Here is a 13802-nt window from a genome sequence, read left to right as displayed (position 1 = left end):
TGATGTTTTGATAACCCTATTATACTGCGGTGTAGCATTGCTTTTCTATAAAAAAATAGCGTCATTTACCAAAAGTTTAAAGTAAATAACGCTACGATACATTTTTAGAATAATCTCAATAAAATAATACCAATCATTATCGCAATGATGCCAATGATTTTTCGCGTAGTGATTTTATTAATGCGCGTACCTAATAAACCAAAATGATCAATGATTACACCCATTAGCATTTGACCTAACATAACGATAATCGTCGTTAGTGCAGCACCAAGATGTGGCATTAATATGATATTTGTAGTTACGAATACAACCCCCAGCATACCACCGATAAAATAGATTGGTTTGAGTTTACCTTGTTTTGCATCGACTGTCTTAAGTTTAAGACTTCTATTAAATATCAATGTAAGTATGAATAGGACAATGGTACCAACCGCGAATGAAATCAATGAGGCCATAACAGATGAGTGTATTTGTTGACCTAAAGCACTATTGATAGCTGTTTGGATTGGAGGACAAAAACCAAAGATAAATCCAATCACTAACCAGATATAAACGGTTGATGACTTATTTGTTTCAATGGGTGTTCTTTTTACATAGTTCATAAGTATGATGCCGAAAATTAAAACAATGATACCTAGTACTTTAAAGATAGTAAAAGGTTCTTGATTTGCACCAAACCAGCCAAAGGTATCAATCATGACGCCCATAATAATTTGACCAGCCACAGTCATAACAACGGTTAATGACGCGCCTAAACGAGGTAATAGCAATAGATTACCAGTAAGAAAAATAACACCAAGCATACCACCGACAAACCATATGTAACTGAAAGATTGATTATTGTAAAACTGTGCTGTAAATACATGAGGATTGGTAATAAGATTAATTAAAATTAAAAAAATAGTTCCGGTTGCAAATGAGATTGTAGACGCATAGAATGAAGATTTCGTATAAAGACTTAATCTAGAGTTGATTGAAGTTTGAAAAGGAACCACCATACCTGCGACAATCCCGAGTATATATAAGAGGATCATTAAATCACGCTTTCTTTCAAGATATATATACATTATATAGGAAAGTGAAAAATATGCATACATTTAAATTCAATCAAGAAATATTTGTATATTACAGAAAATAATGTACACAATACACAAAATGTAATAAAATACGTATGTTAATAAATTTAGAATTTTAAAAATTAGCAAAATTAATCAATTTTAAATAACAGAAGTAATAAAAGAAGTGAGTGACTATAGATAGTGAAACTGCTTTCCATAATTCGACTTTTAGATCAAGAAACTTTTTTCTTGGGTGTAGGTAGAAATGATAATATAAAAAAACATCAATTTTTAGAAGTGTTGAATTCAAGGCATTCTTATAAAAATTTAGCCCAAGTCGTCGAAGTATATGATCAGTATGCGATATGTAAAAAATTAGGTAAGAAAAAGATATTTTTTGGCGATACTGTTAGATTACGACCACATAGAGATTAAGCCACCTTCAAAAATAAAGGAGAACTAGTCCGTTCATGGATCAGTTCTCCTTTATATTTAAAATCTATTATTAGATATCGGCCATTTTGTAGAAGGTTATGAATTTTGTTCTAAGCGTAGCATAACGTAACCAACTCATTACAATACGTATAAGTATATTCAAATACAAGCTTTATTGGGCTATTAACAATAATAGTTTAGTGAATTATCAATTTTCATAACAATGAAGAAAACGGCAATCTCTATTTGAATTAAATAGAAATTACCGTTGTTTTATTAATCTAAGATGTTTATGACCTATGACCAGTTACTTTATAGCAATTGCAGGCGACCAACGTAATTAGATTTATATACTTTACTTTCGTTTAAGTAAAAGAAATAGCCTGATCGTAGGGCATAGGTATCTACTTTAGCTAACTTTTTAAATCTTCTATATTTTGATTTAATAGTGTGACTAGGAAGTCCGTTATAAAAGTTCCTACCATTAAGTTAAATAGTTTAGTTTTCAAATATGAGTTTAGTAGATTTGTCTATAATCTGTGCTGAATGAATAGACGTTGGAATACCAGATTTAGGTCGTAAAATATCTAAATCTATGATTTTAGTCATACCTTCTTTAACTGCTGATTCGTTTACGAAGTGTTCAATTTTGGGTAATGGTAATTTGATTGCTTTATTTACTGCATCATTGAATATAAGCTCTAGGGTTTGTGACATTGTTTAGTGCCTCCTCATTTAGTTAATAGCTTCGGTCTTAATGACTTCTAGCTTGTCAAAACGTTCTCCAGTGATTTGTTCGATAATTGATTTAAAGCTTTTGAGTTGTTCTGGTGTCGCTTCAGTATTTAAATTAGTAAAGTGACGTTTGACCTGACTGGCTTTTCCATCTTTATCGTACAGTGTGCGTGACATTGTTACTGCAAGTTGACTAATTGTACTCATCTGTTTCAACCTCCTTTCACTATATATATCGAAATTAAATAGTGAATTGGCCAAAAATAATTTGAGAAATTTAAGCTAATCCCTTTCATGTGACATAAATATCATATATCATTAAATAAGAAACATTTATAGTTGAGAGGTGAATATATGAACCAAGTAGATCCAATTAGGGATATTAATGAGATAAAGGCAATGTATAAAGTACTTAGTTGTAAATCAAAACGTGATTATTTATTTTTTAAATTTGCGATACATACAGGTGTGAAACTGTCCGAATTATTAAACCTTTGTGTGAGTGATGTAAAAGGTGAAAAAAATAAAATTAAATATTATTGGCTTGAAGAACATGCATCGAATATTCATATTAGATTGCCAGATAAATTAAGAAATGAATTGGCACAATATATAGAAGAAGAACATTTAGAGGATAGTCAATTATTATTTCAATCCAATAGAACATTGAAAGGTTTGTCACGTCAGCAGGCGTATAGAATTATACATGCTGCAGCAGTAGAACTAGGCATGTTACATATAGGTTTAACTACGCTCAGGAAAACATTTGCGTATCATGCGTATCAATCAGGTATTTCAATTTCTATTATTCAAAAGTATCTAGGTCATCAAACCACGTATGAAACGATGAAATTTATTGGTATTTCAACTAAAGCAAGTAAAACAACAATAGCTTTAAATTTATAAAATAATAACTAAAGGGGGGATACGATGGGTTTAGTATATCTACTAAGCACTTTAATATTAATAATGGTCATCCTATTATTTACACTGACAAATATAAAATTCCAGAAATATGCTGGACATATAGCACTTTTAGCACCCATAGTTGCTTCGGTTTACTTTTTGTATCAGCTACCATCTGTGATGCAAGGAAACTTTGTATCAGTTAAAATACCTTGGCTCACATTATTAGATATCAATATAGACTTTCGACTTGATGGTTTAAGTTTATTTTTTAGTTTATTAATTTCTCTTATTGGATTAGCCGTTGTTTATTATGCAACACAATACTTATCTAAAGAACATGATAATTTACCACGTTTTTATTTGTATTTATTATTATTTATGTTCAGTATGTTAGGCATTGTAACAGCTAACAATACAATTTTAATGTATGTATTCTGGGAATTAACAAGTGTTTCCTCATTTTTACTTATTGTTTATTGGTACAGTAAGGGTGATAGTCAGTTCGGTGCAATACAATCGTTTATGATTACAGTATTTGGTGGACTGGCATTATTGGCAGGTTTCATCATGATCTACATTGTAACTGGTACGAATTCAATCACTTCTATTATTGAACAGAGTGATAAAATTGCACAAAGTCATTTATTTATACCAATTATCATCCTGCTACTACTTGGCGCATTTACTAAATCTGCCCAATTTCCTTTCCATATATGGTTACCAAAAGCCATGGCAGCACCGACACCTGTGAGTGCGTATCTACATTCAGCTACTATGGTAAAAGCAGGTATCTTTTTACTATTTAGATTTACACCTGTATTAGGATTAAGTGATTTTTACATTTATAGTGTCACATTTGTTGGTTTAATTACGATGATTTTTGGTGCAGTGAATGCCACAAGACAATTTGATATGAAAGCAATATTAGCTTACTCAACCATTAGTCAATTAGGAATGATTGTTTCTATGGTAGGCCTTGGAGGTGGCTTTGCACAACATCCAACAGGTGAGTTGTCAAAAATTTATGGCATGATTTTATTTGCAGCACTATTCCATCTGATGAATCACGCATTATATAAAGGTGCCTTATTTATGGGCGTAGGTATTATCGACCATGAAACGGGTACAAGGGATATTCGCCGTTTATCTGGTTTGAAAAAAGTATTTCCAATCACACACATTGTGATGTTACTATCTGCTTTATCTATGGCAGGTATACCGTTTTTAAATGGCTTTTTAAGTAAAGAGATGTTCTTTGATGGATTAGTAAGTGCAGTTGAATTACCTCAATTTAATCTCACGCTTACAGTTATCATTACTGTAATCGGTGTGATCGCAAGTATATTCACATTGGTTTATGGTGTTTATATGATCAAAGAAGTATTCTGGGGAGATTATCAACAAGCAGACTTACCAAAAAAATCACCGCATGAACCATTTTTATTCACGCTACCTTCTGCAATTATGATGATTTGGTTACCGGTCATATTCTTTATTCCTAATGTATTTGGACATAATATCATTTTACCGGCATTACGAAGTATCACAATTGGAGAAAAAGTAGATCAAGTTGCACCGCATGTATCACAATGGCATGGCTTTAACTTACCGTTAATCTTAAGCTTAATTGTGATAGTAGTCGGATTTATCATGGCACTTAGAATTAATTGGAAAAAGTATGCAAATCAAGTGAAAGTAAAAACGATTACTGATTTATATTTAGGTTCATATAAACAATTTGAACATTATTCTGGTTATGGTATTCGCTCATTAATGAATAACCGTTTGAATCATTATATTACGATTACCTTGCTCATTTTTAGCATGGTTGTCATCTACGGTATGATTCAAGCTGGTTTCCCAGAAGTACATCAAATTCATGTAAGTGATTTCGGTCCGATAGAGGTCATTACGTTAATTGTTGTATTCGTCCTGGGTATTGGACTCACCTTTATTAGACAACGTTTAACTATGGTTGTCCTTAATGGGATTATTGGTTATTGTGTAACGATATTCTTTATCTTAATGAAAGCACCAGATTTAGCGTTAACGCAATTAGTAGTAGAAACAATAACAACAATTCTATTTATTGTTAGTTTCTCTAGACTGCCTAACGTACCACGTGCGAAAGTTCATAAAAAACGTGAAGCAGTCAAAATTATTGTTTCATTATTAATGGCAGTCATTGTTGTTACACTTGTATTTATTGCACAACAAGGCGATTCGATGCCAACAATTTCAACATTCTATCATGATGCATATAAATTAACAGGTGGTAAAAATATCGTGAATGCAATTCTTGGGGATTTCCGTGCCATAGATACATTGTTTGAAGGTATGGTACTCATTATTGCCGGATTAGGTATTTATACGCTACTTAACTTTAAAGAACGGAGGGGTCAAGATGAAAGAGAATGATGTTGTATTAAAAACCGTAACGAAGATCGTTGTGTTTATTTTGTTAACATTTGGATTCTACTTGTTTTTGGCAGGTCATAATAATCCAGGTGGCGGATTTATCGGCGGTCTCGTGTTTAGTTCAGCGTTTTTACTTATGTTCTTGGCTTTTGATGTTAAACAAGTATTAGTAGCGTTACCGCTTGATTTTAGAATTCTAATGATTTGTGGTTCATTACTATCATTTCTCACTGCTGTTGTACCTATGTTCTTTGGTAAACCGTTCCTTTACCAAACAGATGCTTATGTACAATTACCGTTATTAGGGGAAGTGCACTTAACGACAGTTACCGTATTTGAAGCGGGAATCGTATTAGCCGTTGTGGGTGTTGTTGTGACCGTTATGTTGTCTATCAGTGGTGGTCGTTCATGAATCTGATATTATTAATGGTCATTGGCTTCTTAATATTTGTAGGAACGTATATGATATTATCAGTCAATTTAATCCGTATTGTTATAGGCATTTCGATTTATACACACGCAGGTAATTTAATTATTATGAGTATGGGTAATTATAGTAAAAATAAAGTGGAACCTTTAATAGGTGAAGGAAGTCAAAATTTTGTCGATCCTTTATTACAAGCCATTGTTTTAACGGCGATTGTTATTGGTTTTGCTATGACGGCTTTCCTTCTTGTATTAGTTTACAGAACCTATCGTGTGACAAAAGAAGATGAAATTGATGTATTGAGAGGTGATGACGACGATGCTAATGAGTAATTTATTGATTTTACCATTACTTCTGCCAGCTGTATGTGCTTTAGGCCTTGTGTTTATACGTACACACAGTAGATTATCTAGAATATTTTCTATCGGTACAATGGCAGTAACGACAGTTGTTTCATTGCTTCTACTAATTTATGTTATGTACCATAAGCCGATTGCTTTAGATTTTGGTGGTTGGCAAGCACCTTTTGGTATACAGTTTGTCGGTGACTCACTAAGTCTCTTATTGGTTACAACATCAAGTTTTGTTGTCACACTGATTATGGCATATGGATTTGGTAGAACTGAAAAACGTGCCATTCGTTATTATCTACCAAGTTTTATTTTGTTTTTAACAGTGGGTGTCATCGGTTCGTTCTTAACGGCAGATTTATTTAACATCTATGTTATGTTCGAAGTGATGTTACTAGCGTCATTTGTACTTATCACTTTGGGACAATCAGTTGAGCAGTTACGTGCAGCCATTATCTATGTAGTATTGAATATATTAGGTTCATGGTTACTCTTGCTCGGTGTTGGTTTGTTATACAAACTGACTGGTACACTAAACTTTACGCTTGTTGCACAAAGATTAAATGAAATGGATGATGATAAGAGTTCAATTGTCATTGTCTCTATGGTCTTCTTGATTGCATTCAGTGCCAAAGCAGCACTTGTGCTATTTATGTGGTTACCTAAGGCATATGCCGTATTAAATACTGAATTGGCTGCATTGTTTGCTGCTTTGATGACTAAAGTCGGTGCATATGCATTAATTCGTTTCTTCACATTAATATTTGATGAACATAGTGGTATTACACATCCATTATTAGTCTTTTTATCTTGTATTACGATGTTGATTGGTGCATTTGGTGTACTTGCTTATAGGGATATTAAGAAAATTGCTGCCTATCAAGTTATTCTATCGATTGGTTTCATAATTTTAGGATTAGGTACGAATACAATCGCTGGCGTAAACGGCGCAATCTTTTATTTAGCAAATGATATTGTAGTGAAAACATTGCTTTTCTTTATTATTGGTAGTTTGGTATACATTACTGGCCTTAGACAATATAAAAGTTTATATGGGCTTGCCAAACAAGAACCCTTCTTTGGTGTAGCTTTTGTAGTCATGATATTAGCAATCGGCGGCGTGCCACCATTTAGTGGTTTTCCAGGTAAAGTATTTATTTTTAAAGGTGCGATTGAAAATGGAAATTACATTGGTTTAGCATTAATGATTATAACGAGTTTAATTGCTATGTTTAGTTTATTTAGAATTTTCTTTGTGATGTACCTTGGTAATGAAAGCAAAGGAGAGGCAATTGTATTTAATAAAATACCTACTTATCGTAAAAATTTAATCGGCGTACTGGTTGCTATGATCATCGTAATGGGCTTAGCCGCACCATTACTATTTAAAGTGACAGATAATGCGACACATTTAAATATGGATGATGGATTATATGAAAAAATGGTAAATCCTCATTTAATAAAGGGGGATAAATAATGAGACAAGTCTTACTTAATATTGTCATCGCATTTTTATGGGTATTATTTCAAGATGAAGACTCTTTTAAATTATCCACCTTCTTTGCAGGTTATCTCATTGGTATATTAGTTATCTATATTTTACACCGCTTTTTCGGCCAACAATTTTATTTAAAAAAAGTTTGGGTTGGTATTAAAATTTTAGTTGTGTATCTTTACCAATTAATAACATCAAGTATGACAATAATCAATTATATTTTATTTAAGACCAAAGATTTAAATCCAGGATTAGTGACTTATGAAACAACATTAGATAATGATTGGGAAGTCACATTCTTAACTATATTGATTATCATCACGCCAGGATCAACTGTAATTAGAATATCTAAAGAAAAGAAAAAGTTCTTTATACATGCAATTGACGTTTCCGACAAAGAGAAGCAAAAATTGCTGAAAAGTATTAGACAATATGAAGGACTCATATTGGAGGTGGCAGAATGATCGGCACACTAACAGATTTTTTCATAACAAGCGCACTGATTTTATTTGGTATTGCTTTATTATTAACTTTATTTAGATTAATTAAAGGACCGACCACTGCGGATAGAGTTGTCACATTCGATGCTGCTAGTGCTATATTGATGTCTATGGTTGGTTTGTTAAGTATTGTATTTGGAACTTTTTCGTTCTTGGATTCAATCTTACTTATCGCTATCATTTCATTCGTAAGTACGGTGTCAATTTCTAGATTTATAGAAGGGGGACACGTCTTCAATGCAAATAACAAGCGAAATCGTTAATCTAATCGCAGCAATTATGATTTTCTTAGGGAGTATCATTGCTTTAATAAGTTCTATTGGATTAATCAAATTCCAGGATGTTTTTTTACGAAGTCATGCAGCGACTAAAAGTTCTACGCTATCTGTATTATTAACATTAGTGGGTGTTATCATATTCTTTATTTCTTCACAAGGCTATTTAAGTGTAAGACTAATATTAGCGCTGGTGTTTATTAATTTAACATCTCCAGTTGGTGGACATTTGATTTCACGTGCCGCTTATCGAACTGGCGCTTATATGTATAGAAAAAGTGATGCACCAAGACAAACGAATATTTTACTGAGTTCCTCTGAAAACAATACGTTTGAGCAACTGAAACAACGTGCGCATGAACGTGAAGAACGAAGACGTAAAACTTATGAAAAAGAGCATGATTATTAATGAACGAATATAATCGCAGGGAGTAGGATGATGAGACCCGTTTCGGCTGGGTTTCCATGCTACTTCTTTTTTTATTGTTAAGTACATGATGATAAAATATGATTGCTGCACAATGAATTTAATTGCTTAAATAAAAAGTTTTATAGCAATAGAATGATGTAAGAGTGAATAAATAAAAAATATGTATGAAATATTTTATTTTCAAGTGCAATACGTTTAAGTGATGGGGCATAAAATGATAAAATAAAATATATTTGTAATTGTGTTTATTTTTAAGTTCATTATCAAATTGGGGAATGAAATTAATTTGATAATTTGTGATTAAGAGTTTGGGACGCAATATATTCATGTAAAGACGATGTTATTTTTTGTTTCAACCTCAACAATTATGAAAGAATAATGACGTTGAAAAGAGGTGAAACCTTGCAAATATTTGAAACTATACTTATATTTTTAGCACTAGTCATATTAAGTTCATTCTTACACACTTTTCTTCCAAAAATACCTTTAGCTTTCATTCAAATTATATTAGGTATGCTATTGTATGTCACACCTATTCCAGTACAATTTAATTTTGATTCAGAATTATTTATGGTGGCTTTAATTGCTCCGTTACTTTTCGTAGAGGGTGTTAAAGTCTCTCGTGTTCATTTAAGGCGATATATTAAACCTGTGCTAATGATGGCATTAGGGTTGGTAGTGACAACTGTGATTGTAGTAGGTTTATTTGTGCATTGGATTTGGCCTGAGTTACCTATGGCAGCTGCTTTTGCGCTCGCTGCAATCTTGTGTCCAACGGATGCCGTTGCAGTCCAAGCAATCACGAATGGCAAAGTACTTCCCAAAGGTTCTATGACAATTTTAGAGGGTGAGTCTTTATTAAATGATGCAGCAGGTATCATATCTTTTAAAATTGCCGTAGCAGCATTGATTACAGGCGGATTTTCAATGGTGAATGCAGTTGAACAATTTTTAATTTCTTCAATTGGTGGATTTATTGTTGGGTTATTAATTGGGGTCGCACTTGTTCGTTTCCGTGTGACGTTGTCAAGACGTGGCATTGAAAATATTAATATGTTTACATTTATCCAACTTGTAACACCATTTATCACATATATCGTTGCCGAAATGTTCCATGCTTCTGGTATTATTGCAGCAGTTGTTGCAGGTTTAGTACATGGTTTTGAACGTGATCGAATTGCTCAAGCACGTACTAGGTTGCAGATGAGTTATAATCACACATGGAATATATTAGGATATGCATTAAATGGATTTGTGTTTTCTATCTTAGGATTTTTAATTCCTGAAGTTGTAGGGAGAATTATTGAGAACGAACCGCATAACTTAATATTCTTAATTACTGTGACATGTCTTATTGCATTAGCAATTTATCTGTTCAGATTTTTATGGGTTTTTGTTTTATATCCTTATTTTTATTTACCAGTGAGCCCGTTCCAAAAAATGATTTCACATAATGAGGATGATCAGAAAACTGCAGAAACCCCGCCAAAAAGAGGTATGTATGCGTTTATAATGACGTTGTGTGGGGTGCATGGTACGATTTCCTTAGCAATCGCACTGACATTGCCATATATGTTAGCAGATCATCATTCATTTATTTTTAGAGATGACCTATTATTTATTGCCTCAGGTATGGTTATTATCAGTTTAATTGTGGCACAGATGATTTTACCAGTCGTTACACCGAATGCTAAAAAACCTAAAATCGTTGGTATGAACTTTAAGCAGGCACGTGTTTATATTTTAGAAAAAGTTATCGATTCATTAAATCAGCAATCCTCAGTTACGTCTAGTTTCCAATATGGTAATGTAATAAAAGATTATCATGATAAGCTAGCATTTTTAAGAACGGTTGAAAATGAAGATGAAAATACTAAAGAGCTTCAGAGACTTCAAAAATTAGCATTTGATGTAGAAAATCAAACATTAAATGGTCTTGTTGAAAATGGCGATATTACTACAAACGTGTTGGATAACTACATGCGTTATACAGAACGAACACAAGTATATAAACAAGCTTCGTTATTACAACGTATCAAAGTTGAAGTAAGAGCAATGATTTTAAAGAGAAGAATACGTACGAAAGTGAAAACGAATGCGGCCTCTCCATTATCTGTTGTAGATAACTTACGTGAGATTTCCAACATTATGCGTACAGTACATTATCGTGTAGTGAGTCGATTAGGCAAAGAAACAACGGAAAACAATAAATTAGAAGTTGGTATGATTTGTGATAGTTATCTTATTCGTATCGATAATTTAACACCTTCCAATTTCTTTAATCCTAAAAATGAGAACTCTATCACGAAAATTAAATTAAGCGCATTAAAAGAGCAACGTCGTATTTTAAATCAACTTGTAGAAGATGAAGAAGTAAGTGAAGTAACAGCTTTAAAAATTCGTGAAGCAATTAATTATGATGAAATGATTATTGTAGATAGTTTAACGGATTGATAAGGTAATAAATAACACTAGATTCCATTTTGGAAGATGGTTATAAACTGCTAACAAAGTCTCCAACTTTGTTGGCAGTTTTTTTGTGAACGCTTTTCGCAGGCACTGTCTTAACCTGTAGTTTTTGGCTAGTATTTTCCCGTAAGAGTCAGTCGAATATGATATGTAAAAGAGGAATACTTGAGCTAAAGCGCATGCATAAGTGCCACTAAGTCATGTAATGAGAAGGAATACTTGAGCTAAAGCGCATGCATAAGCGAAACTAATTTTTTCAAAGTGGAGGAATACCTGAGCTAAAGCTCATGCATAAGTGCCACTAAGTCATGAAATGAGGAGGAATACTTGAGCTAAAGCTCATGTATAAGCGAAACTAATTTTTTCAAAAAATTTTCGCTAAAAAAAACTCCATCAAAGGGGGGGAGGAGCCACCATTGATGGAGTGTAAGGGAGATGATTTAAGGCTTGAATACCACCATGCCGTACGCTTAATTAGGAGGGAAGTCGTACGACATGGGACTATTCACCTATGACTAGGTCAATAGCCCGCACCATCTATTCCATGCTGCCATGTACAGTTTCTATATTCGATTTCATCATATTGTAATATGAATCACCTTTAGAACCTTCTTGTCCGATTGAATCGGTAAATACTTCACCGTATATATCTTTCTTCGTTTCTTCACTTAAACTTTGCATACTCTTCTTATCGACACTTGTCTCGACAAGTAAGTGTTTAAGTTGATTATCTTTTACGAATTCAATTGCTTGTTTCATTTGTTCAGGAGTACCTTGTTTTTCAGTATTAATTTCCCAAATATAACCTGGCTTAATGTCGTATTGTTTAGAGAAATATTTAAAAGCACCTTCACTTGTAATCATTGCTCTGCGATCTTTTGGAATATCATTGAATTTTTCGTGACTCTCTTTATTTAATGATTCTAATTTAGCGATATAGTCTTTACTATGAGATTCGATATCTTCTTTGTGTTTTTCATCATGTTTTAATAAGGTATCACGTATCGTTTCAACATATTTAATCCCATTTTCTAAACTTAGCCATGCATGAGGATCTTGTTTAGATTCATCGCCTTCAGCACCATTTAAATAAAAAGGTTTTACTTTTTCAGATACTTTAACCACACTGTCATCTTTAGTTGATTTATTAGCTTGAGATAACGCTTTGTCGAACCAACCATTACCAGTTTCTAAATTTAAGCCATTATAAAAAACAATATCTGCATCTGTTAATGCTTTGATGTCTTTTGGTTTTACTTCATATTCATGAGGATCTTGACCAACAGGGACAATACTGTGAATTTCGACATTATCACCACCGGCATTTTTCACCATATCGTATAAAATAGAGTTAGTCGTAACGACTTTTAGTTTTTCATTTGAATTTGAGTTTGAATCACTTTTTCCATTACTACATGCTGCTAAAAATAATAGTAGGATAAGTGCAATCGATATTAACCTTTTCATATTTGTTGTCCTTTCTTATTGAAAATATTGAATTTGTTTAAAATGAATATCACAACATAAATTATAAATGCACAGAATACAATTGTGGCACCACTTGGAATGTTATAAACATAACTAATATACAAACCAACAATTGCACTAATCGTACTTATAATACTTGAAATAATCATCATAGTATGTAATTTTTTGGCAATTAAAAATGCTGCAGAAGCAGGTGTAATCAATAGTGCTACTACTAAGATAATGCCAACGGTTTGAATACTTGCGACAGTTACGAGAGATAATAACAACATTACAAAATAATGAAATACAGTTGTATTTAATCCGCTCATTCTACTGAAAACTGGATCAAATGTAGATACCATTAATGGTCTATAAAAAATGATGATTAACACCATTACAATGATACCTACAATAATAGTTGACCAAAATGTAGATTGTGTAACAGCAAGTAAATTACCGAATAATATATGATATAAATCAGTGGTACTGTTAATCAAACTGATTAAAATAACACCTGTGGCTAAAAATGCTGTAAAACTAATCCCAATGGCAGCATCTGGTTTGGTTTTACTATTTTTAGTAATGAAGCCAATGAAAATACTTGCAATCATACCTGTAATTAATGCACCAATAAACATTGGTATACCAAATAAAAATGATAATGCAACACCAGGTAATACGGCATGACTCATTGCATCACCCATAAGTGAACGTCCCCTTAAAACAATAAGACAGCCAACAGTACCACATACAATCCCAACAACAATTGAAATGATTAGGGCGTTGCTCAAAAATTTATAGTCTAGCAAATGTTGTAAAAATTCCATAATA

The 13802-nt window shown here is 32.7% G+C and carries 15 protein-coding genes; 10 read left to right on the top strand and 5 right to left on the bottom strand.

Features of this window, described 5'->3' with window-relative positions; genetic code table 11:
* Positions 1-104: 104 nt before the first annotated feature.
* A complete protein-coding gene (locus tag KA893_RS04665) occupies positions 105-1034 on the bottom strand; it encodes a DMT family transporter (protein WP_037539040.1) in 930 nt (309 codons plus the stop codon).
* Positions 1035-1259: 225 nt separating this feature from the next.
* Between KA893_RS04665 and KA893_RS04660 the strand changes: the two genes are divergently transcribed.
* Positions 1260-1493: a hypothetical protein gene (locus KA893_RS04660; protein WP_194375973.1), complete on the top strand. Its 234-nt coding sequence runs from the start codon at positions 1260-1262 to the stop codon at positions 1491-1493.
* Between the two features lie 498 nt (positions 1494-1991).
* Here the strand turns inward: KA893_RS04660 and KA893_RS04655 are convergent, their stop codons facing one another.
* Both KA893_RS04655 and sroA read right to left on the bottom strand, forming a co-directional pair.
* The gene (locus KA893_RS04655) at positions 1992-2210 is read right to left on the bottom strand and encodes a DUF2922 domain-containing protein (RefSeq protein WP_011303739.1); all 219 of its coding nucleotides are present in this window, start codon (positions 2208-2210) and stop codon (positions 1992-1994) included.
* Between the two features lie 18 nt (positions 2211-2228).
* The gene (gene sroA / locus KA893_RS04650) at positions 2229-2435 is read right to left on the bottom strand and encodes a sigS mRNA-stabilizing protein SroA (RefSeq protein ID WP_002484039.1); all 207 of its coding nucleotides are present in this window, start codon (positions 2433-2435) and stop codon (positions 2229-2231) included.
* 147 nt (positions 2436-2582) lie between these two features.
* Between sroA and KA893_RS04645 the strand changes: the two genes are divergently transcribed.
* The 9 genes from KA893_RS04645 (at position 2583) to KA893_RS04605 (ending at position 11486) form a co-directional block, all read left to right on the top strand.
* Positions 2583-3134, top strand: a complete 552-nt coding sequence (locus KA893_RS04645; RefSeq protein WP_069821732.1) for a tyrosine-type recombinase/integrase — start codon at positions 2583-2585, stop codon at positions 3132-3134.
* A 24-nt stretch (positions 3135-3158) separates the two neighbouring features.
* Positions 3159-5555 carry a DUF4040 family protein gene (locus KA893_RS04640; protein ID WP_069825706.1) on the top strand — a complete coding sequence of 799 codons (2397 nt, stop codon included), beginning with the start codon at positions 3159-3161 and terminating at the stop codon, positions 5553-5555.
* On the top strand, positions 5542-5967 hold the full coding sequence (mnhB2, locus tag KA893_RS04635) for a Na+/H+ antiporter Mnh2 subunit B (RefSeq protein WP_011303737.1): 426 nt from the start codon (positions 5542-5544) through the stop codon (positions 5965-5967). Before KA893_RS04640 ends, mnhB2 begins: the two co-directional genes overlap by 14 nt.
* Positions 5964-6314, top strand: coding sequence for a Na+/H+ antiporter Mnh2 subunit C (gene mnhC2, locus KA893_RS04630; RefSeq protein WP_069821734.1), 351 nt, complete (start codon positions 5964-5966; stop codon positions 6312-6314). Before mnhB2 ends, mnhC2 begins: the two co-directional genes overlap by 4 nt.
* Complete coding sequence (mnhD2, locus tag KA893_RS04625) at positions 6307-7809, top strand: Na+/H+ antiporter Mnh2 subunit D (protein WP_081324756.1); 1503 nt, start codon at positions 6307-6309, stop codon at positions 7807-7809. The genes mnhC2 and mnhD2 overlap by 8 nt, the downstream gene beginning before the upstream one ends.
* Positions 7809-8291 (top strand): Na+/H+ antiporter Mnh2 subunit E, encoded by a 483-nt coding sequence (gene mnhE2, locus KA893_RS04620; RefSeq protein WP_002484033.1) that lies wholly within the window; start codon positions 7809-7811, stop codon positions 8289-8291. The genes mnhD2 and mnhE2 overlap by 1 nt, the downstream gene beginning before the upstream one ends.
* Positions 8288-8590: a Na+/H+ antiporter Mnh2 subunit F gene (gene mnhF2 / locus KA893_RS04615; protein WP_002484032.1), complete on the top strand. Its 303-nt coding sequence runs from the start codon at positions 8288-8290 to the stop codon at positions 8588-8590. Before mnhE2 ends, mnhF2 begins: the two co-directional genes overlap by 4 nt.
* Positions 8565-9011 carry a Na+/H+ antiporter subunit G gene (locus KA893_RS04610; RefSeq protein WP_011303733.1) on the top strand — a complete coding sequence of 149 codons (447 nt, stop codon included), beginning with the start codon at positions 8565-8567 and terminating at the stop codon, positions 9009-9011. Before mnhF2 ends, KA893_RS04610 begins: the two co-directional genes overlap by 26 nt.
* A gap of 423 nt (positions 9012-9434) precedes the next feature.
* On the top strand, positions 9435-11486 hold the full coding sequence (locus KA893_RS04605; RefSeq protein ID WP_041079753.1) for a cation:proton antiporter: 2052 nt from the start codon (positions 9435-9437) through the stop codon (positions 11484-11486).
* A 552-nt stretch (positions 11487-12038) separates the two neighbouring features.
* On the opposite strand, the gene mntC is transcribed toward KA893_RS04605, so the two are convergent.
* Both mntC and KA893_RS04595 read right to left on the bottom strand, forming a co-directional pair.
* Positions 12039-12968 (bottom strand): manganese ABC transporter substrate-binding lipoprotein MntC, encoded by a 930-nt coding sequence (gene mntC / locus KA893_RS04600; protein ID WP_041079752.1) that lies wholly within the window; start codon positions 12966-12968, stop codon positions 12039-12041.
* On the bottom strand, positions 12965-13801 hold the full coding sequence (locus KA893_RS04595; protein WP_210125605.1) for a metal ABC transporter permease: 837 nt from the start codon (positions 13799-13801) through the stop codon (positions 12965-12967). The genes mntC and KA893_RS04595 overlap by 4 nt, the downstream gene beginning before the upstream one ends.
* Between the last annotated feature and the right edge of the window lies 1 nt (position 13802).

This window comes from Staphylococcus sp. GDY8P126P (genome assembly GCF_017891965.1).
GTDB lineage: Bacteria > Bacillota > Bacilli > Staphylococcales > Staphylococcaceae > Staphylococcus > Staphylococcus saprophyticus.
This window is presented reverse-complemented; position numbering and strand designations above follow the sequence as displayed.